This is a genomic window from Bradyrhizobium sp. FW305-F6, assembly GCF_058782905.1.
In genome coordinates, this window is the sequence record NZ_JBYSYD010000001.1 from 901,510 (window position 1) to 925,420 (window position 23,911).

Sequence of the window (23,911 nt, forward strand, 5' to 3'; positions counted from 1 at the left end):
CTTATGACAACAACTCTCGCCGCCAAGATCGCCCGCGAATACGGCACGCCCTGCGCCGTCATCGACATGGACAGGGTCGAGCGCAACATCGCGCGGATCCAGAAGGCTTGCGACGACGCCGGGATCGCCAACCGGCCGCACATCAAGACGCACAAGAACCCGACGATCGCCAAGCTTCAGATCGCGGCGGGCGCCAAAGGCATCACCTGCCAGAAGCTCGGCGAAGCCGAGATCATGGCCAATGCCGGCATCGACGACATCCTGATCAGCTACAATCTGCTCGGCGAGGAGAAGATGGCGCGGCTCGGCGCGCTGCAGGCCAAGGCCAACATGACGGTGGCCGCCGACAATCCCACGGTCGTCGCGGGATTGCCCAAGGCGGCGGCCGCATCGGGCCGCCCGCTCTCGGTCGTGGTCGAGTGCGACACCGGGCGCAAGCGCGCGGGTGTCGAGACGCCGGCTGAAGCGATTGCGCTGGCGCGCGAGATCGCTTCGTCCGAGGGGCTCGAGTTCGCCGGCTTCATGCTCTATCCCACCGAGACCGGCTGGGCGGACGCGCAAAAATTCTACGACGAAGCGCTGGCCGGCGTGCGCGCGCACGGGCTCGACGCAAAGATCGTCTCGACCGGCGGCACGCCGAACCTCGTCAACATCGGCAAGCTCAAGGGCGGCACTGAGCACCGCTTCGGCACCTATATCTACAACGACCGCATGCAGGTCGCCGCAGGCTCGGCGACCTGGGACGATTGCGCCCTGCACATCTATTCGACGGTGGTGAGCCGCGCCGCGCCCGAGCGCGGCATCCTCGATGCCGGCTCGAAGACGCTGACGACGGACACCGGCGGGCTCGACGGCCACGGCCTGATCCTGGAGCATCCCGAGGCAAAGATCGCCAAGTTCGCCGAGGAGCACGGCTTCCTCGACCTCTCCCGCAGCAACACAAGGCCCAATGTCGGCGACGTCGTCCGCATCGTGCCGAACCATGTCTGCGTCGTCGTCAACATGATGGACGAGGTGGTCATGGTCCGCGGCGAGGAGATCATCGGCACGCTGCCGGTCGCGGCGCGGGGGAAGCTGCGGTAGGCGGGTTCGGCACCCGCGCATCCTTCGAGGCTCGGGTCCCGGTGCTGTCGCACCGGAAACCGAGCACCTCAGCATGACGCTCTCTATGGACCGTCGTCGGTTGACGCTCTTTGAAAGCCGTCACCCTGAGGCGGCCGCTTCTTCAGCGGCCCTCGAAGGGCGACGGCGTTCTACGAATGCTTCAGCCATGCGAGCACACCCCGTCCCACTGTAGCTCCCGTCGCGAATGACGCCTGGAGCAGATAGCCGCCGGTGGGCGCCTCCCAGTCCAGCATCTCGCCGGCTACGAATACACCCGGCAGTTTGTGCAGCATGAAGCGGTCGTCGAGTTCTTCAAAAGTGATCCCGCCTGCGGTCGAGATCGCGCGCTCGATCGGGGCAACGCCGGTGAGCCGAACTGGAACGGCGTTGATCAGATCCGCGAGCTCGGCCGGCGAGAACGCGGCCAGCGGACGGCCGGAGGCGATGGCGGCTTCCTGCATCAGGCCGATGCCGACCGGCGACAGCTGCGCCGCCTTGCGCAGGAAATTCGCCAGCGATTGCTTGCCGCGCACGCCCGACAGCCGCGTGGTCAGCGCGGCGGCGTCGAGATCGGGCCGCAGCGCAATCATCAGCGTGGCCTGCCCAAGATTGAGCACCGCCTCGCGCAGCTCGGCCGACAGCGCGTAGACCGCACCGCCCTCGATGCCGCTGCGGGTGATCATGGCTTCTCCGCGCGACGTGTGCGCGCCGACCGTCAGCGCCACGCCCTTGAGCGGCTGACCTTCGAAGCGGTCGCGGAAGACATTTGACCATGCGACCGTGAAGCCGGAATTCGCCGGCCGGAGTTTTGAGACAGCAATGCCTTTTGCAGCGAGGAGCTCGACCCAGCTCCCGTCCGAGCCGAGCCGCGGCCAGCTCGCTCCGCCAAGTGCCAGCACGGTCGCGTCGGCAGCCACAGCCGCAACACCATCAGGCGTTCGAAACAGCAGCCGGCCCTCGCCGTCCCAGCCCATCCAGCGATGACGAAACGCAAAGCGCACGCCAGCGGCATCGAGCCGCCGCAGCCAGGCGCGAAGCAGGGGCGAGGCCTTGAACGCCTTCGGAAACACCCGCCCGCTGGTGCCGACGAAGGTCGGTTCGCCCTGCGCCTCGCTCCAGGCACGCAGAGCGTCCGGCGGGAACGCCGCGACCGCCGCGCGCAGCTTCGGTGCCGCCTCACGATAGCGCGCCATGAACTGCGGCAGCGGTTCGCTATGGGTGAGATTGAGCCCGCCGCGGCCGGCCATCAGGAATTTGCGGCCTGCTGACGGCATCGCGTCATAGACGGTGACGGGCGCGCCGCCTTGGGCCAGCACCTCCGCCGCCATCAGCCCGGCGGGACCGGCGCCGATGACGGCGATGTGGGAGTCGTTTAAGGTCATGGCGGGAGTTTAGGCCAGATTCTCACGCCTAACGCGTCATTCCGGGGCGCGCGTAGCGCGAGCCCGGAATCCATTGGGCGGCAGAGTCGGTGGCACGATGGATTCTCAGATGCGAATTGCGCATCATAGCTCGATGCTTCGCATCGCCCCGGAATGACGGCGTGGTCAGAGCTTGATCCCAGCCCGCGCGGCGGCTTGCGCCACGTATTTCTGCGTCTGCTCGAACGCTCCTGTCAGCGCTTTGGCCTTCGACATGTCGCTGATCTCTTCGAAATGCGCGGCGACCGCGTCCGGCGTCCATTCGGACTCCGGCAGGTTGATGCCTTCGCTCTCCAAAATCTTGATCACGGCGAAGGAGCCGGCGCCGGCGCCCATGATGGTCCGGGTCGGCGCGTCCTCGCTCAGCATGTACTCGACCGCCGGCGTGATCGCGTTCGGTTTCATCAGCTGCAGCGCCTGCGGCGGCAGCAGCTCCTCGGTCATGCGGGTCGCCGCGGTCGGCGAGATGATGTTGACGCGGATGTTGTTCTTGCGCCCCTCTTCCGCGAGCACGTTCATGAAGCCGACCATGCCGGACTTGGCCGCGCCGTAATTGGCCTGGCCGAAATTACCGTAGAGGCCGGAGGACGAGGTGGTCAGCACGATGCGGCCGTAATTGCGGTCGCGCATGCCGGCCCAGGCCGCCTTGCAGCAATAGAAGGTGCCGACGAGGTGCACGTCCAGCACCTTCTGGAAATCGGCGGCTTCCATCTTGCCGAACGATTTGTCGCGCAGGATGCCGGCATTGGCGCACAGGAGATCGACGCTGCCCCATTCCCTGCTGGCGCGCTCGACCATCGCCGTGACCTGCTCGAAATTGGAGACATCGGCACCATCGGCCATCGCTGTGCCGCCCGCTTTCCGGATCTCCTCGACCACGGCTTCGGCCGGCGACAGCGAGCCGCCGGTGCCGTCGCGCGCGCCGCCGAAATCGTTGACCACGACCTTGGCGCCGCGGCTGGCCAGTCCCAGCGCATGCGCCTTGCCAAGACCATTGCCCGCGCCGGTGACGATGGCGACGCGTCCGTCAAACCTGATTGCCATGAGTGCGTTTCCTGTTTCTTCTTCCTTCTCCCCTTGTGGGAGAAGGTGGCGCGCAGCGCCGGATGAGGGGTCTCTCTCGGCAGCGATGCTCGTGGAGAGATACCCCTCACCCGGCTTCGCGTTCCGCGAAGCCACCCTCTCCCGCAGGGGGAGAGGGTCAGAGCGCTCCGCGAGAGATTTGGAAAGCTTTTGAGCAGCGATGGGTTGCCGGGTCAAGCCCGGCAACGACGGGCCGGACCTACTCGAAATAGATCAACCCCAGCCACTCCGCGACCAGCGCCGGCTTGTCCTCGCCTTCGATCTCGACCGTGACGCTGGTGCGGGACTGCAATTCGTTGGGCTTGCGGAGCTTGGCCTCGGCCAGCACGAAGCGGCCGCGGACACGCTTGCCGGATCGGACCGGCGAGATGAAGCGCAGCTTGTCGAAGCCGTAATTGACGCCCATCGTGGTGCCCGCGATCACGGGCATCACCTCGTAGGACATGATCGATAGCAGCGACATCGTGAGGAAGCCGTGCGCGATGGTGGTGCCGAACGCCGTCTCCTTCTTCGCGCGCTCCGGATCGACATGGATGAACTGGTGATCCTCGATCACGTCGGCATAGCTGTCGATGCGGGGTTGGTCGATCAGGTGCCAGGACGACACGCCGATCTCCTTGCTCACCATGGCCTGATAGGCATCGAGTGGGATCGGCGGCTTCTTCCAGACTTCGTTCATTCCATCGCTCCATGTGTCGTCATTCCGGGGTGATGCGAAGCATCGAGCTATGATGCGCAATTACGCATCTGAGAATCCATCGCGCCGCAGAGCCCGCTGCGAAATAGATTCCGGGCCCGCGCTTCGCGCGCCCCCGAATGACGAATCTCACTAAGTTTCGCCCCGCGCCTTCGCCAATTCCGGAAAGTCCTCTTCGCGGAATTCCCGGCCGCGCAGCTGATCGTTGCGATCGTCGTCGCGTTCAAGCCGTCGTAGCTGAACGCGGCGGATCTTTCCAGAAATGGTCTTCGGCAACTCGGTGACGATTTCGAGACGGCGAATGCGCTTGAATGGCGCAAGGCGCGTGTGCAGGTGCTTGAAGATGGAGAGCGCGGTCTCCGGTGAACGCTCCGCACCCGATGTCAGCAGCACGAAGGCCTTCGGGATCGCGAGCCGGATCGGATCGGGGCTCGGCACCACCGCGGCTTCCGCGACCAGCTCGTGCTCGAGCAGCACGCTCTCCAGCTCGAACGGGCTGATGCGGTAATCGGACGATTTGAACACGTCGTCGGAGCGGCCGACGAAGGTGAGATAGCCCTCGTCGTCCTCGAACACGACGTCGCCGCTGCGATAGAGCTCGCCCTCGGCGCCGGACAGCTTGCCGTCATCGCCCTGATAGCCCTGCATCAGGCCGGCAGGACGACCGGAGCCGAGCACCAGCGTGACCTCGCCTTCCTTTGCCGGTTGGCCGTCGGCATCGCTGATCTGCACGCGATAGCCCGGCAGCGGCCGGCCCATCGAGCCGATCTTGATCTTTTGCCCCGGCGAATTACCGGCGAGCGCGGTGGTTTCGGTCTGGCCGTAGCCGTCGCGAATGGTGAGCCCCCAGGCGGCCCGCACCTGGTCGATCACTTCGGGATTGAGCGGCTCGCCGGCGCCGCAGACCTCGCGCAACGCCATCTTGAACGAGGCGAGGTTCTCCTGGATGAACAGCCGCCACACGGTCGGCGGCGCGCACAGCGTGGTGACGCCGCAGCGGCCGATGGTGGCGAGCAGGCCCTTGGCATCGAAGCGCGGCTGGTTGACCACGAACACGGTCGCGCCCGCATTCCACGGTGCGAAAAAACAGCTCCAGGCATGCTTGGCCCAGCCCGGCGATGAGATGTTGAGGTGGACGTCGCCGGGCTTCAGCCCGATCCAGTACATGGTGGAGAGATGGCCAACGGGATAGCTGCGCTGGCTGTGCCGCACCAGTTTCGGCTTCGCCGTCGTGCCCGAGGTGAAATAGAGCAGCATCGGGTCGTCGGCGTTGGTGGGACCGTCGGGCGTGAAATCCTCCGGTGCCTTCGCGGCCGCGTCATAGGCAAGCCATCCATCCGGGCCGGCGCCGACCACGATGCGGACGATGTTCTCGGCGCCAAGGCTCGCGAACTTCGCCACCTGATCTTCAGCCGCCACCACCGCCCTCGCCCTGCCGCGCTCGAGCCGGTCGCGAAGTTCGTCCGCGGTGAGCAGCGTGGTCGCTGGGATCACGACGACGCCGAGCTTCATCGCCGCCAGCATGGTCTCCCACAGCGGAACCACATTGCCGAGCAGCAGCAAAAGGTGGTCGCCGCGCTTCAAGCCCTGCGCACGGAGGAAATTCGCAACCTGGTTCGAGCGCTTCGAGAGCGCAGCGAAAGAGAGTTTCGTCTGCTTGTCCTGCGCGGCATCGACGATCCAGAGCGCGGGCCGGTCCTTGCTGTCAGCGTTCGCCGCCAGTTCGGCATCGAACCAGTCGAGCGCCCAGTTGAACGGAGCCGGATCGGGCCAGCGGAAGCCTTTGACCGCCGCCTCGTAGTCCGTGCGGTGTTGCAGAAGAAACGCGCGCGCTTCCTGAAATGTCGTCATCAAGCTTTCCCGGCTAGACTCCTAACGTGCTTGATAATTCCGGAAAAATCCACCCCGCCCTGCCCGGCTGCGTCGAAAGATTGATAGATCTCCTGCGCATGCTTGCCGAGCGGCGTCGCCGCACCGGCCGCCTTTGCGGCGTCCTGGGCCAGGGTCAGGTCCTTCACCATGAGCGCCGAAGCAAAGCCCGGCTTGTAGTCGTTGTTCGCAGGCGAGGTCGGCACCGGCCCCGGCACCGGGCAATAGGTCGTCAGTGACCAGCACTGGCCCGACGAGGTCGAGGCGACGTCGAACAGCGCCTGATGCGAGAGCCCGAGCTTCTCGCCGAGCGCGAAGGCCTCGCTCACCGCGATCATGGAAATGCCGAGGATCATGTTGTTGCAGATCTTGGCGGCCTGGCCCGCGCCGGCGCCGCCGCAATGGACGATCTTCTTGCCCATGTTCTCCAGCACCGGCTTCGCCGCTGCGAACGCCTTCTCCTCGCCGCCGCACATGAAGGTGAGCGTGGCGCCTTTGGCGCCGCCGGTGCCGCCGGAGACCGGTGCGTCGACCGAGAGCACGCCGTTCTTGGCGGCCAGCGCGTGCGCGGCCCGCGCGCTCTCGACGTCAATGGTCGAGGAGTCGATGATCAGCGCGCCCTTGGTCATGGCGGGCACCACCTCGTTCCAGACGCCGAGCACGTGCTTGCCTGCGGGGAGCATGGTGACGACGACATCGGCGCCCTTCACAGCGGCGGGCGCGCTGTCCGCGATGCTGGCGCCATCGGCCTTGGCCTGCGCGCGCGAGGCCTCCACGAGGTCGAACGCCAGCACCTTGTGGCCGGCCTTGACCAGGTTGGCCGCCATCGGGCCGCCCATGTTGCCCAGACCAATGAATGCGATCGTGGCCATTGTCGTTTCCTCCGCTGCAGCGTTGTTAATTGAACTTCAATTCGTCGGGGCCGATCTCGGCGAAATACGGCGCCAGCATCTGTGGCGTCACATCCTCGATCCGCGGCGGCGACCAGGTCGGGTTGCGGTCCTTGTCGATCACGGCGGCGCGGACGCCCTCGCGGAAATCGTCGCTGCGGAAGACTTCGAGCGCGGCGCGGTACTCGCGCACCAGGCACTCCTCCAGGCTCGACGATCCGCGCGCGAGGCGCAAGAGCTTCAGCGTCACCACCATGCCGCGCGGCGATTTCTCGTTGAGCGTCTTCAGCGTCGCCTGCGCGAACTCGGAGCCGTCGCGCTTCAAGGCCGCAAAGATGTCTTCCATGCGGTCGAAGCCGAACAGCGCGTCGATAACAGGCTCCTTCGCAGCCACCGGCCCCGCGGTCTCGCCGGTGGCAAAGCCGTCGATGAGCTTGCCGACATCGGCGGCGGTTGCGCCGGAGCGCAGCTTGGTCAGCGCCTCGCGCAGTTCCGGTAGCTTCGAAGCGGGCACGACCCAATCGGCAAATTTGGCGTGGATCGCGTCCGGTCCGTTCATGGTCTGGCCAGTCAACCCGAAATAGGTGCCGATCTCGCCCGGCGAATGCGCCAGCAGGTAGGTGCCGCCGACGTCGGGGAAGAAGCCCAGCCCAACCTCGGGCATTGCCAGCTTCGTCCGATCGGTGACGACGCGGTGGCTGGCGTGCGCGGACAGACCGACGCCGCCGCCCATCACGATGCCGTCCATGAAGGCGACATAGGGCTTCGGGAACTTCTTGATGCGGGCGTTGAGGATGTACTCCTCGCGCCACAGGATCTTGCCGAGGTCACCATTGACCTTGGAGCTTTCCCAGAGCGTACGGATATCGCCGCCGGCACAGAGGCCGCGCTCGCCGGCGCCTTCCAGCAGGATCACGGCGACGGCGGGATCAGCTTCGAAACGATCGAGCGCCTTCTCGATGTCGCGAAACATCTCCAGTGTCACGGCGTTGATGGCCTTCGGACGGTTGAGCCTGATGATGCCCGCCGCGCCCTCGACACGGGCGACGAGATCGCCCTCTCCCTCTCCGCTCATCGTGCGCCCTCGATCAGTTTGCGCGCCACGATGAGCCGCATGATTTCATTGGTGCCTTCGAGGATCTGGTGCACGCGCAAGTCGCGCACGATCTTCTCGATGCCGTACTCACTGAGGTAGCCGTAGCCGCCGTGAAGCTGCAGCGCATGGTTGGCGACTTCGAAGCCAACATCGGTGCCGAAGCGCTTGGCCATCGCGCACAGCATGGTAGCATCGGGGTCCTTTCGGTCGAGCGCCGCGGCTGCGCGCCACAAGAAGGTGCGCGCCGCTTCGAGCTCGATCGCCATGTCGGCGAGACGGAATTGCAGCGCCTGGAATTCGTCCAGACGCTTGCCGAACGCCTTGCGCTCCTTCATGTAGGCGCGCGCCTTGTCGAGCGCGGTCTGCGCCCCGCCGAGCGAGCACGCCGTGATGTTGAGGCGGCCGCCGTCGAGGCCGGCCATCGCGATCTTGAAGCCCATGCCCTCCTCGCTCAGGCGATTGGCGATGGGCACGCGGGCGTTCTCGAACATCACCGCGCGGGTCGGCTGCGCGTTCCAGCCCATCTTGCGCTCGTTGGCGCCGAAGGAGATCCCCGGCGTCTTGCCGTCGATGACGAGGGTCGAGATGCCGCCGGGACCATCGCCGCCGGTGCGGACCATCGCGACCAGAACGTCGGTACCGCCGGCGCCGGAGATGAACTGCTTCTGGCCGTTGAGGACGTAATGGTCGCCGTCGCGCACGGCCCGCGTACGCAGCGCCGCCGCGTCCGAGCCGGCACCCGGCTCGGTCAGGCAGTAGCTCGCGATCAGCTCCATGGTGCAGAGCTTCGGCAGCCATTGCTGGCGCTGGGTGTCGCTGCCGAAGGCATCGATCATCCAGCTCGCCATGTTGTGGATGGAGATGAAGGCCGAGGTGGTCGGGCAGCCCGTCGCCAGCGCCTCGAAGATCAACGCCGCATCGAAGCGGGTCATCGCGGAGCCGCCGACATCGTCGCGGATGTAGATGCCGCCCATGCCGAGCGTTGCGGCCTCGCGCATCACGTCGACGGGGAAATGCTTCTCCTCGTCCCAGCGCAGCGCATGGGGCGCGATCTTCTCGGCCGCAAACGCCAGCGCCATGTCGCGCACCGCGATCTGATCCTCGTTCAGAGCGAACTGCATCTCAATGCCCCCGCCGGATAGGGTCACCTCTCCCCGGAGGGGAGAGGTCGATTTGCGCAGCAAATCGGGTGAGGCGGTGCTGCTCCAACGAGAGACCGTAACCCCTCACCCGCGCCTTCGGCGCGACCTCTCCCAAAGGGAAAGGTGTTGTCCCGACGCCGCTGCAGGTCACGCGGGCCGCGTCACTTCATCAGCGGGATCGAGAACTCCGCGCCTTCCTTGACACCTGACGGCCAGCGCGAGGTCACCGTCTTGGTCTTGGTGTAGAAGCGGATCGAGTCCGGGCCGTGCTGATTGAGATCGCCGAAGCCCGACTTCTTCCATCCGCCGAAGGTGTAGTAGGCGATCGGAACCGGGATCGGCACGTTGATGCCGACCATGCCGACATTCACCTTGGCTGCGAAGTCGCGCGCGGCGTCGCCGTCACGGGTGAAGATGGCAACGCCATTGCCGTAGTCGTGATCCGACGGCAGCGCCAGCGCTTCCTTGTAGTCGTGCGCCCGCACGACCGAGAGCACCGGGCCAAAGATCTCTTCCTTGTAGATCCGCATGTCCTTGGTGACGTTGTCGAACAGCGAACCACCGAGATAGAAGCCGTTCTCGTAGCCCTGCATCTTGAAGCCGCGGCCGTCGACGGCCAGCGTTGCGCCCTCCTTGATGCCGATGTCGATATAGCCCTTGACCTTCTCGACCGCCTCGCGCGTCACCAGCGGGCCGTAATCGGCGGACGGATCGATCGAGGTGCCGATCTTCAGCGACTCGACCCGCGGGATCAGCTTTTCCATCAGACGATCGGCGGTGGACTTGCCGACGGGCACCGCGACGGACACGGCCATGCAGCGCTCGCCGGCGGAGCCGTAGCCCGCGCCGATCAGTGCGTCGACGGCCTGGTCCATGTCGGCGTCGGGCATGATGATGGCGTGGTTCTTGGCGCCGCCGAAGCACTGGCAGCGCTTGCCGGTCTGGGCCGCGCGTTCATAGATGTACTGCGCGATCGGCGTCGAGCCGACGAAGCCGATGGCCTTGATGTCGGGATCGTCGAGGATGGCGTCGACCGCCTCCTTGTCGCCGTTTACGACGTTGAGGATGCCGGCCGGCAGGCCCGCTTCCATCATGAGTTCAGCGAGCAGCATCGGCACGCCGGGGTCGCGCTCCGACGGCTTCAGGATGAAGGCGTTGCCGCAGGCGATCGCGGGGGCAAACTTCCACATCGGGATCATCGCCGGGAAGTTGAAGGGCGTGATGCCGGCGACGACGCCGAGCGGCTGGCGCATCGAATAGATGTCGATGCCGGGGCCGGCGCCTTCGGTGTACTCGCCCTTCATCAGATGCGGGATGCCGCAGGCGAATTCCGCGACCTCGAGGCCGCGCTGGATGTCGCCCTTTGCGTCCGGCACGGTCTTGCCGTGCTCGCGCGCGAGCAGCTCGGCGAGCTTGTCGTAATCGCGCTGGACCAGCTCCACGAATTTCATCATGACGCGGGCGCGGCGCTGCGGATTGGTCGCGGCCCATTCGGGCTGTGCCGCGCGCGCGTTCTCGACGGCGGCGCGGACTTCGGCCTTGGAGGCCAGCGCTACCTTGGCCTGGACGTCACCGGTCATCGGCTCGAAGACGTCGGCAGTGCGGCCCGAGGTGCCCTTGACCTCCTTGCCACCGATGAAATGTCCGATTGAACGCATGGAATGGTCTCCTTCAGGCCGGGCGTGGTCGCTTTGACAAATCCTATCGACCTGCATTTTATAGGATTCAAGTCTGAGATAATGCACCATAGATGTGCGAAAATGCTGGATCAAGGCGCTATCGACTGGGACGACTTTCGCTTCGTGCTGGCCATCGTGCGGGGCGGCTCGGTGTCGGCTGCGGCAAAACAGCTGAGCGTGGACCACGCTACGGTGATCCGCCGCGTCGACCGGCTGGAGAAGCACCTCTCGGCCAAGCTGTTCGACCGGCGCAAGACCGGCTACCTCCTCACCGAGGCCGGCCAGCGCGTCGCCGACAGCGCCGAAACCATGGAATCGACCATCGTCGCCAACCAGGAGCAGGTCGGCGGCTCCGTGGCGCGACTGACCGGCACCGTGCGGATCGGCGCCCCTGACGGCTTCGGCACCGCCTTCCTGGCGCCGCGGCTGGCACCGTTCGCCGACCGCTATCCCGATCTCGATCTGCAACTTGTAGCGACTGCGCGGCTGTTTAGTCTCTCCAAGCGCGAGGCCGACATCGCGATCAGCCTGACCATGCCGAAGGAAGGCCGCATCGTCGGCCGCAAACTGCTCGACTACCGCCTCGGCCTCTACGCCGCGCCGGCCTATCTCGACCGCTTCCCCAAGATCGCCTCGCGCGAGGTGCTGCCGCAGCACCGCTTCGTCGGCTACATCGAAGAGCTGCTGTTCACGCCGGAGCTCGACTATCTGCCGCAGGTCTCGCCGCGCATCTCGGCACGCTTTCGCAGCGCCAATCTGATCGCGCAGCTCAATGCCACGCTCTCGGGTTTCGGCATCGCGGTGCTGCCGCATTTCATGGCGAGCGATCATCCGCAGCTGGTGCCGGTGCTGCGGGAGGAGATTTCGATCACGCGGACGTTCTGGATGCTGATGCACGCTGACAGCAAGGACTTGGCCCGCATCAGGGCCGTGGCGGACTACATCGGTGAGATCGTGGAGCGCGATCGGGACCTGTTTGCGGGACGATGAGCTGATGATTTCGCAGGGTGGGCAAAGCGACGAGACGCGCAAATGCGCAGCTCGTGGCGTGCCCACCACTTCTGCGACAATCATGGAAAGACGGTGGGCACGGCGCAAGGGCGCCTTTGCCCACGCTACGGCATCTCGCTAATTCTGCTTCGCCTTCTTCGCGGCCGCCGCCTTCGGCTCGCGCTTCGCACCCTCCAGCGCGCTGTCCCGGCCCGCCTTCAACGCCTCGTCGGAGAGCTCGCTCGACCCGGCGATGCGCGCCAGCAGCATGCTGCCGGCCATTGTCGCCAGCGTCGCGATCGCCTGCTTGCGTGCGGCCTTGCGCGGCACATCGGGAATGTAGTCGGCCAGCAGTTCGATCATTTCCTCGAGCTTGCCGGCAAAGGCTTTCCGCGCCTTTGGGCTCTCGCGGGCGATTTCGGCGCCGAGCGCGGGAATCGAGCAGCCATGGCCGGGATTGTCGCGGTGAAAGGTCGAGAGATAGGCCTCTGCAACCAGCGCCAGCCGCTTCTCCGGTGAAACCTCGTCCGTGATCTTGCGCCAGTGCTCCATCGAGCGGTCCATGGCATAGCCGAAGGCCTCGACCACCAGCGCCTCGCGGGAATCGAAATGCGCGTAGAAGCCGCCATGGGTCAGGCCGGCCTCCTTCATGAGGTCGGCGACGCCGATGCCATGGGCGCCTTTTTCGCGCAGCCGCACGGAGGCCTTCCTCACGATGCGATCGTGGGTTTCCTGCTTGTGTTCCCGGGAGTAGCGCATGCGGATCTCATTGGATGTCGAAGATCATCTCATAGCACGAAAGCCGGCCAACGGTGCATTAATTCACGTTAAGCTGTTGCCGATCATGGAAAACGTTGCCGTTGCGTGCACCGCAAGGGCGCCCTTGCCGTCGCGGACGAAGCCTTCGGTGTAGCTGGTCTGACGCCCCAGCTTGATCACCTTGCCCTCGGCCGAGATCAGCCCGGAGCGGACCGAGAGCGGACGCAGGAAAGCCAGTTTCAGCTCGAGCGTCACCGAGCCCTGGCCGGCCTCGAGCCGGGTCGAGATGGCGCAGCCCATGGCGGTATCGAGCAGCGCCGCGGCGGTTGCGCCGTGGATCAGGCCGATGGTGTTTTCAAGATCCTCGCGCGGCTCCAGTTCCATGACGATCCGGCCCGGCTCGACCACCGCCATGACGAAGCCGATCAGTTTCGCGAACGGCGGCGGCGGCAGCTGGCCGTCGCGGATACCGAGCATGGCATCCATGCCGGACAGCCCCATCGCCGCTTTCGCCACCGGCGCGGGCGCCTGCCAGTCCACCACGCGCTCGCGCCGCTGCGCCGGCGAGAAAAGCTCCAGTTGATCGATATCAGCCATGGCAACCTCTTTGAATGATAAACATCATACTATTTCACGGACTTCGCGCTGGCAACTCGACCCGTAGGCCCGCTTGACAAGCGGTACATTTCGGCCCGGAAGTGATCCTCGGCAGTGCGCCTCGCACACGCCCACGAAATCTTCGAGATGCCATCATGGAAATGCTCAACAACCACTGCGGCGTGACGCGCGATGGGCGCGGCGTCGTTCATGCCGTCATCTGCAACGCCGGCCCGCTCAACATTCTCGGCTCGCCCGTGACCGACGCCGTGCGCGAAGGCCTGCAGCAGCTCGCCTCCGACCGCAGCATCCGAGTCGTGGTACTGCGCGGCCAGAGCGAGAAGAGCCTGATCGGCGGGGCCGACATCAAGGAGATGGCCCGGCTCGATCAGACATCCGCCGAGGCCTTCATCAGCCGCCTGCGCGATCTCTGCGAGGCCGTGCGCGCCTTCCCCGCCCCGGTCATCGCACGCATGCCCGGCTGGTGCCTCGGTGGCGGGCTGGAAGTTGCGGCAGCCTGCGACTTCCGCATCGCCGCGCATGATGCCCATTTCGGCATGCCGGAGGTGCGCGTCGGCATCCCCTCGGTGATCCATGCCGCGCTGTTGCCGCGCCTGATCGGCTGGGCCCGGGCGCGCTGGTTGGTGATGACGGCGGAGAACATCGATGCGCCAACTGCGCTGGCCTGGGGCCTGGTCGACAAGGTCGCGCCGGAGGGCAAGCTCGATGCCGAGGTCGAGCACGTGGTGAACGCGTTGCTCGAATGCGGCCCCGAAGCATTGCGGTCGCAAAAGGCCCTGCTGCGCCAATGGGAGGAGCTGCCGCTGACGGAGTCGGTGAATTTGAGCGTCAAGGTGTTCGGCGAGTCCTTCCTCACGGACGAGCCGACGCGGCTGATGGGCGCGTTCGTGAACCGGAAACGGTAGGAGCTAGGAAGCAACAGCGCAGCCAAAAAAGACGGTGTCATGCCCCGCCTAGTGCGCAATTGCGCACGGGGGCGGGGCATCAAGTACTCCGCGCCATTTCGGTTCTAGCCGCTTCGTCTCTGGAATACTGGATCACCCGCCTTCTTCGCGGGTGATGACAGTGTACCGGGGATAAGAACCGCCCAATCGCACGACCAGACCTCATCCGAACCACGACATTTTCTCATCCCTGCCGCAGTTGCATTTCTTGCGCCGCATCATATGATGATCATCATCTTACACGTCGTTTGCCAGGGAACTCCGTCATGGCCGAAGCTGCCGATCCCGTCGTCATCGTCTCCGCCGCCCGCACTCCGCTCGGCCGCTTCATGGGCGATTTGTCGCCGCTTGCCGCCCACAAGCTCGGGTCGCACGTGATCGGAGCGGCGCTGGAGCGCGCCGAGCTTGCGCCCGAAAAGGTCGACGAGGTCTTCATGGGCTGCGTGCTGCCGGCCGGCCAGGGCCAGGCGCCGGCGCGGCAGGCGGCACGCGCGGCCGGTCTGCCCGACGCCACCGGCGCCACCACCGTCAACAAGGTGTGCGGCTCCGGCATGAAGGCAACCATGCTCGCGCACGACATCATCCGCGCGGGCTCGGCCGAGATCGTCGTCTCCGGCGGCATGGAGAGCATGAGCAACGCGCCCTATCTGCTCGCCAAGGCCCGCGGCGGCTATCGCGTCGGCCATGACCGCATCATCGACCACATGATGATGGACGGGCTGGAGGACGCCTACGAGACCGGCCGCTCGATGGGCGATTTCGGCGAGGCCACGGCTGAGGCCTATCAGTTCACCCGCAAGGACCAGGACGCCTACGCCATGGAGACGCTGAGCCGCGCGCGCAAGGCCGTCGAGGGCGGTGCGTTCAAGGCCGAGATCGCGCCGATCACGCTGACCGAGAAGGCCGGACCGCGCGTCATCGCCAATGACGAGCATCCGCTGAAGGTCGATCCCGCCAAGATCCCAGGATTGAAGCCGGCATTCCGCGCCAACGGCACCATCACCCCGGCCGCCTCCTCGGCCAATGCCGACGGCGCCGCCGCGCTGGTGCTGACGAGGCGCGCGCTCGCTGATCGCGGCGGTCTGCCGGTGCTGGCCGAAATCAAGGGCCATGCCACCCACAGCCAGGAGCCGCAATGGTTCACCACGGCACCGATCCCGGCGATCCGCAAGCTGCTCGACAAGGTCGGCTGGACCGCCTCCGATGTCGATCTGTTCGAGATCAACGAAGCGTTCGCGGTGGTGGCGATGGCGGCGCAGCGCGATCTCGGCATTCCCCGCGAGAAGCTGAACATCAACGGCGGGGCCTGCGCGCTCGGCCATCCGATCGGCGCCACCGGCGCGCGGCTGATCGTAACACTTCTGCACGCGCTGGAGGCCAACAACCTCAAGCGCGGCATCGCCGCGCTCTGCATCGGCGGCGGCGAAGCCACGGCCGTTGCGGTGGAGCGCCGCGCTCACTGACGTGTTGTGTCCGAAAACGAGGGAACTCTGTCATTTGCGACAGACATACGCCGTGTCATTGTACAAGCTGACGCAGGTCTGTTGCGGCCTGCCCTTCGATACCGAGGCCCGATGATTTCCAACTGGCTCGCGGCAGCACTTTCGCGCCGCAACATCCACTATGCCTGGGTGATGGTCGGCGTCACCTTCCTCGCCGCGCTGATCAGCGCCGGCACGGTCGGCGCGCCCGGCGTGTTCATCGTGCCGCTCCAGAAGGAATTCGGCTGGAGCACGGCGGAGATCTCCTCCGCGCTGTCGATCCGCTTCATCCTGTTCGGGCTGATGGCGCCGTTCGCGGCCGCCCTGCTCAACCGTTACGGCCTGCGCAACGTCACGCTCGCGGCGCAGCTGATCGTGGTGTCGGCGCTCGTGCTCTCGCTCGGCATGACGCAAGTCTGGCAGCTCATCGCCCTCTGGGGCGTCGTGATCGGCATCGGCACCGGCATGACCGCGCTCGTGCTCGGCGCGACGATTGCCACGCGCTGGTTCGCGGCACGACGCGGCCTCGTCGTCGGTATCCTGACGGCGAGCGTCGCCACCGGTCAGCTGGTGTTCCTGCCACTGCTCGCCAGTCTCACAGAACGTTACGGCTGGCGTCTTGCCCTCGGTTTCGTCTCCATGATGCTCGGCGTTTCCGCCCTGGCGGTGCTGCTCGCGATGCGCGACCGCCCGAGCGACGTCGGCCTGCGGCCGCTCGGCGACGAGGGCACCGCGCCCCTGCCTGCCCCGCCGGTGAACCATAGCTCGATCACCGCGGTGGCGCTCGGCAGCTTGCGCGACGCCTCGAAATCGACCGCGTTCTGGATCCTGTTTGCCACCTTTTTCATCTGCGGCGCCTCGACCAACGGACTCGTCCAGGTGCACCTGATCCCGATGTGCCTCGATTTCGGCATCCCGCAGGTCCAGGCGGCGAGCCTGTTGGCTGCGATGGGCATCTTCGACTTCGTAGGCACGATCATGTCGGGTTGGCTGTCGGACCGCTATGACAATCGCTGGCTGCTGTTCTGGTACTACGGGCTGCGCGGCCTCTCTCTGATCTTCCTGCCGTTCAGCGATTTCTCTTTGTACGGCCTCTCCGTCTTCGCGATGTTCTATGGTCTCGACTGGATCGCCACGGTGCCGCCAACGGTGCGCCTGACTGCGCAAAAATTCGGGCCCGAGCGCGCCAATCTGGTGTTCGGCTGGATCTTCGCCGGCCATCAGCTCGGTGCCGGCGCTGCGGCCTTCGGCGCCGGCTTCACCCGGACGATCTATCAGAGCTACTTGCCCGCATTCTTCGTCGCCGGCGCGCTCTGCCTGTTCGCCGCCCTGATCGTGCTGGCGCTGTCGCGGCAGGCCAAACTCCAGCCGGCGGCGGCCTGATACTAACCATGGCGATGAGAGGACCGCCGCCAAGCACTCGGGGTGTCAACATCCAGGTGCAAAGCGGCGGTCCTCAGGCGCGAGAACTTGGGGAGTTCTAGGGCCTGAAGGCAAGGATAGCCGCGGTGATGCCCTGCCACCAGCGGAGAACAATTGCTGCGTATGCAAAATTGTTGCGCATGACGTTCGAGGTCACTTCGCGTCCTTGTTCAACTCGATGGCGACCTCCGACATCCAGGACCCCGGCGCTTCCATGAGAAACGACTGGCGATCGCGCCTGGTCTGGATCGTCACCAGCGCAGCCACCGTGTTTCCCTCAATTCGCGCCTCGATCAGGCCGTCCCTGTTCGTGCCGTAGACCTTGCCGCCCTGCCGGTATTCGCTTTCGAACCAGTTGCCGGAAAGCTCGGTCCCACTCTGCTCGATGTTTGCGGACAGGACCATCTTGTACGCATCGCTGGCGCAGCGCAGATCGAGTGTCAGCGATCGTCCGGGCCGGGTGACGTTGTACCCCACCTTGCAGCGGACCTTCTCGCGGGGACCATCGGACGGCTTCATCGTCCCGGTTCCCGACCAGGTGCCGGCCAAACTGTCGAACACCGGCTCTGCGCATAACGGGTCACTGCCGACGAGCGCGAGGCAAGCGGCACCAATGCCTATGGTCGCCGCCGAAAACTTCGAGAGCATTCTGCAATCCTGATTGATGAGATCTGGGCACGTCCTAGGCCCGAACAGCCGCGGGAAGTTGACGAAGATGTTTTGAAATGTTGCGGAGATTGCCCGAACGTTGCCGGCATCGGCGCATCAAGCTGCGATGAAGCCGCCGGGAAACCGGAGACGATGCCAGCCCGGCGCTGGGCCCCGCGACGCCGACTCAAGGTCTCAGGCCATATTGCCGTTAGACTCCGCGACCGAAACGTGAACAATGGCCCAACGCACGTCACGTGCGCAGTGCACACCAAGATGCGCCAGGGGAAACAAAATGCCGGCTGCCTTTCTGTCCTCCGATCCCGTCATCCCGACCGTTCCCTTGACGCCCCGGATACGCGATGCGTTACGTGCGATCGTCGGCGAGAAGGGCCTGATCGAGGACGAGCACGGCAAGCAGCCCTTCGTGACGGATTGGCGCGGGTTGCTGGCCGGCGCTGCCGGCGCCGTCGTTCGTCCCGGGAGCACCGCGGAGGTCTCGCGCGTGGTCCGGCTCTGCCATGAGCACGGCATCGCGATCGTGCCGCAGGGGGGCAACACCGGCCTGATGGGCGGGGCGACGCCCTGGCCTGCGCACACCGGCATCGTGCTGTCGCTCGGCCGCATGAACCGCGTGCTGGATGTGGATCCCGTCGGCTATTCGATGACGGTCGAGGCCGGCTGCGTGCTGCAGACGCTTCAGGACACGGCGGCCGAGCATGACCGGTTCCTGCCGCTCAGCCTTGGCGCCCAGGGTTCATGCATGATCGGCGGCAATCTCTCGACCAACGCGGGCGGCGTGCAGGTGCTGCGCTATGGCAATGCCCGCAACCTCGTGCTGGGGCTCGAGGTCGTGTTGCCCAATGGTGAGGTCTGGGACGGATTGCGGGCGCTCAAGAAGGACAACACCGGCTACGACCTCAAGCATCTGTTCATGGGCGCCGAAGGCACGCTCGGCATCATCACCAAGGCCGTGCTGAAGCTATGGCCGGCGCCGAAGGACGTCAGCACGGCATGGCTGGCGATCCGGGATCCGCGCGCGGCGCTGGAGATTCTTTCCGAGGCCCATAGCGCGTCCGAGGACAATGTCGGCTCCTGCGAACTGATGAGCCGTAGCGCGATCGACATGGTGTTGCGCCATATTCCCGGCGTCCAGGATCCGCTGAAGGGGGAGACGCCATGGTACTTGCTGCTGGAATGGTCGTCTGCGCGACCGCGCCGGGACGGCGTTGAAGGCATGTCCGAGAAGCTGGAGCAATTTCTTGCCGACCAGCTCGAGTCCGGTCGTGTGCTCGATGCGGCGATCGCGCAGACCGTCGGCCAGTCGCGCAACATGTGGCGCATCCGGGAGGGTGTCGCCGAGGCCTCTCGCGCCGAAGGACCTGGCCTGAGCTACGACATTTCGGTCGCGATCTCCCGGATACCGGAGTTCATCGACAAGGGCACCAAGGCCGTGCTCGACATTCTTCCGAGCATCCGGCCCTACCCGCTCGGACACATCGGCGACGGCAATCTGCATTTCTCGTTCATGGGGCCGGTGGGGATGGATCAGCAGACGCTGGCGCAATACAAGGGCGCGATCACGCGGAGCGTGAACGATCTCGTCACCTCCATGGGCGGCTCGATCTCGGCCGAGCACGGCATCGGCATCGACAAGCTCGACGAGCTCGGCCACTACCGCTCGAAGACCGAGCTCGACATCATGCGCACCATCAAGCGCGCTCTCGATCCGCAGAACATCATGAATCCCGGCAAGGTGCTGCGGCTGTGACTGTCGATCAACAGGTCTTCTTCTGCAAATGCTCGACGCAGGTGCAGGTCTTGGTCGCCGGATATTTCACGTCGTAATAGGGAAAGCTCGAAGTGGCCGGGCTGTTGGTCGAGCAGCGGGGGAACAGATAGTAGCTGTCGGTCAGCTTCACGGTGCCGGCGATGGTGAAGCCGAGGTTGGGCGCGTAGTCATAGGTCACCTCGCTCAGGACGAGCGAGATATTGGCGTTGGTGGTGCCGCTCGGCCCCGTGAATTTCGACAAGGTCATCGGGTCACCCTTGTTTCTCGCGCCCGTCGAGCTGGTCGACCTGCTCCATTGCACCGTCGCATTGCCGCTGCTGTCGGTCGATACGCCCGAGACCGTGATCGTCATCAAGGAGGTGCTGCCGCTCTTGGTCGGATAGGGAGCCATGATGGCGCTCGCAGCCGCAAGAATGCCGTCCATCTGAGACGTAGTGACGGCTGTGTTCTGGGTGACCATGTCGGCGACACTTTGCGCAGTCGCGGTGACCTTGACGTTCATCGCAAGGCCATTGCCGAGCTCGACGCCGCCGACATAGAGCAACAGCATGAACGGTGCCACTATGGCGAACTCCGTCGCTGCAACGGCGCGGTCATCGGCGAGCAGGTGGCGGGCGCGAGATGACAGGGCGGAGATCATCAGGAGGCTCCTGGCTCGTTCTGGAACGCGGCGGACGACATGATCAGCCGGTTGCCGTCGCTGAGGTTCGAGAGATTGAAGCCGAGCGGCCCCAGCATGACCGGCCAGACATACATAACGCGGAGCACGACGATATCGCCGGCATCGCCGGGGTCGTACTGCCAGGTATTGGTGACCTTGCCCGAGCCGTCGAAGGTCAGGGTCGGCATTCCCGTGTTCGCGGACGTCCACGAGGTCGCCACCTGCATGTCGACCATGAGCCCGTTGCAATTGAACAGGATCACGATCTGGTCGCAGACCTTCTGCTTGAACGCCGCCTGAGTCATCTGCGCGGATTGAACCTGTCCGGTCCTGACGAGGCGCGCCGACTGGCGCACGATGGTTTCGAGCGTCTGCTGGGCGAAAAAAACCAGAAACGTCTGGATCAGCGCGATGATGAGGGCGAGGAACGGCGCAGCGACCAGCGCGAATTCCACGGCCGTCGCGCCCCTGCTGTCCCCCGCGAAGGCGGCACAGCGATTGCGGCGTCTCATGGTCGTTGCGGCGGGGCCCGTCATAGCTCTTCTTCTCTACTTCACGAGGCTGGCCGTGCTGGATGCGACCTTGAGGAACAGGTTGGTCAGCGCCTCGGAAATGTCGCCGCCAGTCTGAACACTCGCGTACAGACCGGGCGAGGCGCATGATTGCAGCCGTTGCGCGATCGTGCCCGTCGACGAGGACGGATTGTTGAATTGCGCGATACGGCTGTTGTACCAGCTGTCGGTCGGCAATTGCAGATACTCGGTGTAGAGCACCGCGATGCGAATGCCGCGGTTCTTGATCGTCGTGCAGATCGCCGTATTGAGCGGCTGCTGGCATCGCACGGTCGTGCTGCTACCCGTCGGGAGCGGATAGGTGGCGGCCGGGTCGCAGGTACCGGGCTTGGGCATCAGCTTGTCTTCGACGCCGTCGGTAACGAGGAAGACCACCCCCTGCGGCGTATCGTTCGCCTGGTTGGTCCCGGTGCCGGGATTGGGCATGATGGCGTTAACACCCGTGAGCCCGCCCGAGATATCCGTGCCGTAGTCGGTCGTGTAGACGCAGTTGCCACTGCTGTTGACGATGATGCAGTTCTGGTGGTCGACCTTCATAAGCTGAATGTTGGCGATCTTCGTGGCAGCCGTGTCCGGGGTAGTCAGCGTCTGAATCGTGTTGAGGGCGTAGTCGAAGGTATAGATGGCGGCCTTGTACGTCGTATTGTTGAGCGCAGCCATGCACTGCATCACGCCTCCCGACACACCCGACTGCGGGCACGTCCAGGGCCCCTTCAGCAATTGTGTAACGGCACTCTGCACGAGGTCGATGCGCAGCTTGATGTTGTTGTTGCGCGCGATGGTGAGGTTATCCTTGGTCGACGCGTTGGCGCCGCTGTCTTTCTGAGGATTCGTCTCATGGCAGGCGAACGCGCAGTTCTTCGAACCGCCGGGCTGATTCTTCGTGGCAGTAATCATGTTGTTGATGTCGGTCTGGGTCGCTGCGATCGCCATCGACGGAGAGTCATCCAACAACAGGTAGAAGTTCATGTTGGGCGCGCTGGACGCCCGCGCCGTGGCGGATCCGTTGACCTGCCAGGTCTGCTTTCCGAGAACCCCGGGGAAATTGTTGATGGACTGCGCGGTGTAGGACACCGTGATGGTTCGCGCGAGACCGGAATCGGTGACGGTGACCGTCGGCGTCGGGACCGAAGCCAGGCCGGGAAGGTTCGCCTTCGTTGCAAAAACGTTTTCCGCGGTCGCCCTGACAACGGCCGTGTCGGTCTGCGTCAGCATCGCCGGCCGCACGGCTGCGATCGCGGCGGCGTCGGCGGCGGCGTTCAACTGCTCGCGCTTGCGCAAGGCCAGTGTGTAGTCGAGCGTCATGCCCAAGAGAAAGATGATCGGAACCATCGTGAGCGCGAAGATGACGGCGACGTTGGCCTTCCGATCACTCCCGAAACGGAGCATTGCGCGGCGGAGCATGACCTTCATCCTGATTGCCGTCGTTACGGCAAAAGACTTTCCCTGAAATCCCGCAATGTGAGAGGCCGCAGCATTGCTGCGATTACCCCCAACATCGCGGGCTGCAATATGCTTTTGGCCTTCTTAATCAAGACTTACGGGCGATCGACAAACATGGACCGCACCAAAGCGCGATGTATCGTATTGAGAAAGCATCATTAACGCGGCTTAAACGCGATCGCAGAGATCGACGGTTAACGGAATCATAAGCAAGGGTGGCGGCGGGTACACGACGTGCAACGGAAGACGGTAAGGGGGCGTCAAGCGCGCCCGGCGCGTGCGGCTCAAACGAGATCGCCAAAGCGCCCCCCCTAGAGCAGCTGTCGATGCAGAAAGCGCTATGCTTTCCGGGCCAAGAACCATATTGCCGCTGTAATCCACGGCGCAAACGCGGACCATACCCTGGAGCGGCATGAATTCCGGCAAGGTTCTGCGGCCGCGACCTCATCTTGGCGGATAACTGCGTTGCTCCTTTGCAGTCGTCCTTCAGAACACGCGCCGAAACCACCGGGGCCTCCCGGACCACCCCAGGGCAATCGCAAATGGGTTTTCGAAAAACCTGCGCGCGCGCCTCGCCCTTCGAGACGACCCGCTTGGCGGTCCCTCAGGGTGAGGCTAAGCGGCACCGGTGCCCCTTGAACCCAGCGAAACGCAATGCGGTCCTCATCCTGAGGGCCCGCCAACGGCGGGCGTCTCGAAAGATGACCACAAGCAAGATCACTCCCATATGCGATTGCCCTGCGGACCACCCGGCCGGCCACCGCCGCCTGACGGCGGCGAGGCGCCGCCTTCAGTTCGCCCGCCGTCACTTTACAGTCCACGTTCCTGTCATACCGGCCGATGAAGCGGCTCGGCTTGTCAACGAGTTCGGGCCGGCTCACCTTGCCGTCGCGATTGTCGTCGAAATATTCCAGCTCCGCCTGCGCGAATGTCCGCTCCGCGCGGCGGATGGCAGGAAATTCCGACGCACTCAGAAAGCCGTTGCCGTTCCGGTCGGCAAATCGCGCCAAGGTGCTCCGGCCGTGATGAGCCGGGCACCCTCGCCCGCTTCTCAGCCGCGCGGGTTGACTACGGCATAGCCGCGTAGCGAGCGCGCATGAATGCGCGTCGCGCGGCCGCCCGAATTGGCATCATATGCCATCCACATGTCGCCGCCGAGGTGCTGCTCCAGAACGAAGACATGGCCGCGCCGGGCCGCAACCATTCCCGGCGCCGGCGACGTCCGCGGAAAGCGCAGCCAGTTCGAGGCCAGATTCAATTCCGGGACGATGCGGCCAAACACGCGCAGGGACGCGCCGCAGCCGCAGAAAGACGAGGGGCATCCGGCCGGACGGCCGCCAACGATCCGGTCATTCGAGACAATCGTCGAAGTGGGCGTATTCCCGACGTCAGTCACCGTCATTCGCATCGAGCGATAGGCTTGCAACGCCTGCCTTGGAGCCCGTTCACGGCGTGGTTGCGAATACGAGAAGTCGCAGGGCATGGTGACGTTGCATTCGGGCGCTTGAAGAACACGATAAGGCCGCGCTTCCGAGACTGCACAGGTAGCGATAAAAAGGATGCACGCAGAAAGAACTCGTTTGATCATTGCAGGTCTCTG

Annotated in this window: 22 protein-coding genes; 6 read left to right on the forward strand and 16 right to left on the reverse strand. The window is 64.9% G+C overall.

The features are described from left to right. Window positions 1–3 precede the first annotated feature (3 nt). Entirely contained in the window at window positions 4–1,083 is a 1,080-nt protein-coding gene (locus tag AC3WLX_RS04445) for a D-TA family PLP-dependent enzyme (RefSeq protein WP_492334838.1), read from the forward strand. Window positions 1,084–1,253: 170 nt separating this feature from the next. Here AC3WLX_RS04445 and AC3WLX_RS04450 read toward each other — a convergent pair whose 3' ends face one another. The 8 genes from AC3WLX_RS04450 to AC3WLX_RS04485 form a co-directional block, all read right to left on the reverse strand. After that, entirely contained in the window at window positions 1,254–2,486 is a 1,233-nt protein-coding gene (locus AC3WLX_RS04450; RefSeq protein WP_492334839.1) for a BaiN/RdsA family NAD(P)/FAD-dependent oxidoreductase, read from the reverse strand. 165 nt (window positions 2,487–2,651) lie between these two features. Beyond that, the gene (locus AC3WLX_RS04455) at window positions 2,652–3,569 is read right to left on the reverse strand and encodes an SDR family NAD(P)-dependent oxidoreductase (RefSeq protein WP_492334840.1); all 918 of its coding nucleotides are present in this window, start codon (window positions 3,567–3,569) and stop codon (window positions 2,652–2,654) included. A 238-nt stretch (window positions 3,570–3,807) separates the two neighbouring features. Next, on the reverse strand, window positions 3,808–4,287 hold the full coding sequence (locus AC3WLX_RS04460; protein WP_492334841.1) for a MaoC family dehydratase: 480 nt from the start codon (window positions 4,285–4,287) through the stop codon (window positions 3,808–3,810). 150 nt (window positions 4,288–4,437) lie between these two features. Next, window positions 4,438–6,156, reverse strand: a complete 1,719-nt coding sequence (locus tag AC3WLX_RS04465) for an AMP-binding protein (RefSeq protein WP_492334842.1) — start codon at window positions 6,154–6,156, stop codon at window positions 4,438–4,440. Beyond that, entirely contained in the window at window positions 6,156–7,076 is a 921-nt protein-coding gene (mmsB, locus tag AC3WLX_RS04470) for a 3-hydroxyisobutyrate dehydrogenase (RefSeq protein ID WP_492335915.1), read from the reverse strand. The genes AC3WLX_RS04465 and mmsB overlap by 1 nt, the downstream gene beginning before the upstream one ends. Beyond that, complete coding sequence (locus AC3WLX_RS04475) at window positions 7,072–8,139, reverse strand: enoyl-CoA hydratase/isomerase family protein (RefSeq protein ID WP_492334843.1); 1,068 nt, start codon at window positions 8,137–8,139, stop codon at window positions 7,072–7,074. The genes mmsB and AC3WLX_RS04475 overlap by 5 nt, the downstream gene beginning before the upstream one ends. Beyond that, window positions 8,136–9,281 (reverse strand): isobutyryl-CoA dehydrogenase, encoded by a 1,146-nt coding sequence (locus AC3WLX_RS04480; RefSeq protein ID WP_492334844.1) that lies wholly within the window; start codon window positions 9,279–9,281, stop codon window positions 8,136–8,138. Before AC3WLX_RS04480 ends, AC3WLX_RS04475 begins: the two co-directional genes overlap by 4 nt. Window positions 9,282–9,463: 182 nt before the next feature. Continuing rightward, window positions 9,464–10,960, reverse strand: a complete 1,497-nt coding sequence (locus tag AC3WLX_RS04485; RefSeq protein ID WP_061026429.1) for a CoA-acylating methylmalonate-semialdehyde dehydrogenase — start codon at window positions 10,958–10,960, stop codon at window positions 9,464–9,466. A 102-nt stretch (window positions 10,961–11,062) separates the two neighbouring features. Between AC3WLX_RS04485 and AC3WLX_RS04490 the strand changes: the two genes are divergently transcribed. Continuing rightward, entirely contained in the window at window positions 11,063–11,971 is a 909-nt protein-coding gene (locus AC3WLX_RS04490) for a LysR family transcriptional regulator (RefSeq protein ID WP_492334845.1), read from the forward strand. Window positions 11,972–12,109: 138 nt separating this feature from the next. On the opposite strand, the gene AC3WLX_RS04495 is transcribed toward AC3WLX_RS04490, so the two are convergent. Together AC3WLX_RS04495 and AC3WLX_RS04500 are read right to left on the reverse strand one after the other, a co-directional pair. Continuing rightward, entirely contained in the window at window positions 12,110–12,730 is a 621-nt protein-coding gene (locus AC3WLX_RS04495; RefSeq protein WP_492334846.1) for a TetR/AcrR family transcriptional regulator, read from the reverse strand. A gap of 63 nt (window positions 12,731–12,793) precedes the next feature. Beyond that, on the reverse strand, window positions 12,794–13,327 hold the full coding sequence (locus AC3WLX_RS04500) for a PaaI family thioesterase (RefSeq protein ID WP_291620973.1): 534 nt from the start codon (window positions 13,325–13,327) through the stop codon (window positions 12,794–12,796). Window positions 13,328–13,482: 155 nt separating this feature from the next. Between AC3WLX_RS04500 and AC3WLX_RS04505 the strand changes: the two genes are divergently transcribed. The 3 genes from AC3WLX_RS04505 (at window position 13,483) to AC3WLX_RS04515 (ending at window position 17,156) form a co-directional block, all read left to right on the forward strand. After that, on the forward strand, window positions 13,483–14,253 hold the full coding sequence (locus AC3WLX_RS04505; protein WP_291620975.1) for an enoyl-CoA hydratase: 771 nt from the start codon (window positions 13,483–13,485) through the stop codon (window positions 14,251–14,253). 305 nt (window positions 14,254–14,558) lie between these two features. Next, on the forward strand, window positions 14,559–15,755 hold the full coding sequence (locus tag AC3WLX_RS04510; protein ID WP_492334847.1) for an acetyl-CoA C-acyltransferase: 1,197 nt from the start codon (window positions 14,559–14,561) through the stop codon (window positions 15,753–15,755). 111 nt (window positions 15,756–15,866) lie between these two features. Then, window positions 15,867–17,156, forward strand: a complete 1,290-nt coding sequence (locus AC3WLX_RS04515) for an MFS transporter (protein ID WP_492334848.1) — start codon at window positions 15,867–15,869, stop codon at window positions 17,154–17,156. A 192-nt stretch (window positions 17,157–17,348) separates the two neighbouring features. On the opposite strand, the gene AC3WLX_RS04520 is transcribed toward AC3WLX_RS04515, so the two are convergent. Further along, window positions 17,349–17,843, reverse strand: coding sequence for a hypothetical protein (locus AC3WLX_RS04520; protein ID WP_492334849.1), 495 nt, complete (start codon window positions 17,841–17,843; stop codon window positions 17,349–17,351). A gap of 295 nt (window positions 17,844–18,138) precedes the next feature. Here AC3WLX_RS04520 and AC3WLX_RS04525 point away from each other — a divergent pair, with 295 nt between their 5' ends. Then, entirely contained in the window at window positions 18,139–19,614 is a 1,476-nt protein-coding gene (locus tag AC3WLX_RS04525) for an FAD-binding oxidoreductase (RefSeq protein ID WP_492334850.1), read from the forward strand. A 7-nt stretch (window positions 19,615–19,621) separates the two neighbouring features. On the opposite strand, the gene AC3WLX_RS04530 is transcribed toward AC3WLX_RS04525, so the two are convergent. The 5 genes from AC3WLX_RS04530 to AC3WLX_RS04550 all read right to left on the reverse strand — a co-directional run bounded on the left by AC3WLX_RS04530 (window position 19,622) and on the right by AC3WLX_RS04550 (window position 23,899). Further along, window positions 19,622–20,275, reverse strand: a complete 654-nt coding sequence (locus AC3WLX_RS04530; RefSeq protein WP_291620986.1) for a TadE/TadG family type IV pilus assembly protein — start codon at window positions 20,273–20,275, stop codon at window positions 19,622–19,624. Then, the gene (locus AC3WLX_RS04535; protein WP_492334851.1) at window positions 20,275–20,832 is read right to left on the reverse strand and encodes a TadE/TadG family type IV pilus assembly protein; all 558 of its coding nucleotides are present in this window, start codon (window positions 20,830–20,832) and stop codon (window positions 20,275–20,277) included. Before AC3WLX_RS04535 ends, AC3WLX_RS04530 begins: the two co-directional genes overlap by 1 nt. A 12-nt stretch (window positions 20,833–20,844) precedes the next feature. Beyond that, a complete protein-coding gene (locus AC3WLX_RS04540) occupies window positions 20,845–22,272 on the reverse strand; it encodes a TadE/TadG family type IV pilus assembly protein (protein ID WP_291620989.1) in 1,428 nt (475 codons plus the stop codon). Window positions 22,273–22,649: 377 nt separating this feature from the next. After that, the gene (locus AC3WLX_RS04545; RefSeq protein ID WP_492334852.1) at window positions 22,650–23,321 is read right to left on the reverse strand and encodes an EF-hand domain-containing protein; all 672 of its coding nucleotides are present in this window, start codon (window positions 23,319–23,321) and stop codon (window positions 22,650–22,652) included. Window positions 23,322–23,362: 41 nt separating this feature from the next. Further along, entirely contained in the window at window positions 23,363–23,899 is a 537-nt protein-coding gene (locus AC3WLX_RS04550) for a hypothetical protein (protein ID WP_492334853.1), read from the reverse strand. Window positions 23,900–23,911: the final 12 nt, after the last annotated feature.

Excerpts from the sequence above, each read along its gene's own strand:
- AC3WLX_RS04445 (WP_492334838.1), top strand. The coding sequence starts at position 4 with ATGACAACAACTCTCGCCGCCAAGATCGCCCGCGAATACGGCACGCCC.
- AC3WLX_RS04450 (WP_492334839.1), bottom strand. The coding sequence starts at position 2,486 with ATGACCTTAAACGACTCCCACATCGCCGTCATCGGCGCCGGTCCCGCC.
- AC3WLX_RS04455 (WP_492334840.1), bottom strand. The coding sequence starts at position 3,569 with ATGGCAATCAGGTTTGACGGACGCGTCGCCATCGTCACCGGCGCGGGC.
- AC3WLX_RS04460 (WP_492334841.1), bottom strand. The coding sequence starts at position 4,287 with ATGAACGAAGTCTGGAAGAAGCCGCCGATCCCACTCGATGCCTATCAG.
- AC3WLX_RS04465 (WP_492334842.1), bottom strand. The coding sequence starts at position 6,156 with ATGACGACATTTCAGGAAGCGCGCGCGTTTCTTCTGCAACACCGCACG.
- AC3WLX_RS04475 (WP_492334843.1), bottom strand. The coding sequence starts at position 8,139 with ATGAGCGGAGAGGGAGAGGGCGATCTCGTCGCCCGTGTCGAGGGCGCG.
- AC3WLX_RS04480 (WP_492334844.1), bottom strand. The coding sequence starts at position 9,281 with ATGCAGTTCGCTCTGAACGAGGATCAGATCGCGGTGCGCGACATGGCG.
- AC3WLX_RS04485 (WP_061026429.1), bottom strand. The coding sequence starts at position 10,960 with ATGCGTTCAATCGGACATTTCATCGGTGGCAAGGAGGTCAAGGGCACC.
- AC3WLX_RS04490 (WP_492334845.1), top strand. The coding sequence starts at position 11,063 with ATGCTGGATCAAGGCGCTATCGACTGGGACGACTTTCGCTTCGTGCTG.
- AC3WLX_RS04495 (WP_492334846.1), bottom strand. The coding sequence starts at position 12,730 with ATGCGCTACTCCCGGGAACACAAGCAGGAAACCCACGATCGCATCGTG.
- AC3WLX_RS04500 (WP_291620973.1), bottom strand. The coding sequence starts at position 13,327 with ATGGCTGATATCGATCAACTGGAGCTTTTCTCGCCGGCGCAGCGGCGC.
- AC3WLX_RS04505 (WP_291620975.1), top strand. The coding sequence starts at position 13,483 with ATGGAAATGCTCAACAACCACTGCGGCGTGACGCGCGATGGGCGCGGC.
- AC3WLX_RS04510 (WP_492334847.1), top strand. The coding sequence starts at position 14,559 with ATGGCCGAAGCTGCCGATCCCGTCGTCATCGTCTCCGCCGCCCGCACT.
- AC3WLX_RS04515 (WP_492334848.1), top strand. The coding sequence starts at position 15,867 with ATGATTTCCAACTGGCTCGCGGCAGCACTTTCGCGCCGCAACATCCAC.
- AC3WLX_RS04520 (WP_492334849.1), bottom strand. The coding sequence starts at position 17,843 with ATGCTCTCGAAGTTTTCGGCGGCGACCATAGGCATTGGTGCCGCTTGC.
- AC3WLX_RS04525 (WP_492334850.1), top strand. The coding sequence starts at position 18,139 with ATGCCGGCTGCCTTTCTGTCCTCCGATCCCGTCATCCCGACCGTTCCC.
- AC3WLX_RS04530 (WP_291620986.1), bottom strand. The coding sequence starts at position 20,275 with ATGATCTCCGCCCTGTCATCTCGCGCCCGCCACCTGCTCGCCGATGAC.
- AC3WLX_RS04535 (WP_492334851.1), bottom strand. The coding sequence starts at position 20,832 with ATGACGGGCCCCGCCGCAACGACCATGAGACGCCGCAATCGCTGTGCC.
- AC3WLX_RS04540 (WP_291620989.1), bottom strand. The coding sequence starts at position 22,272 with ATGCTCCGCCGCGCAATGCTCCGTTTCGGGAGTGATCGGAAGGCCAAC.
- AC3WLX_RS04550 (WP_492334853.1), bottom strand. The coding sequence starts at position 23,899 with ATGATCAAACGAGTTCTTTCTGCGTGCATCCTTTTTATCGCTACCTGT.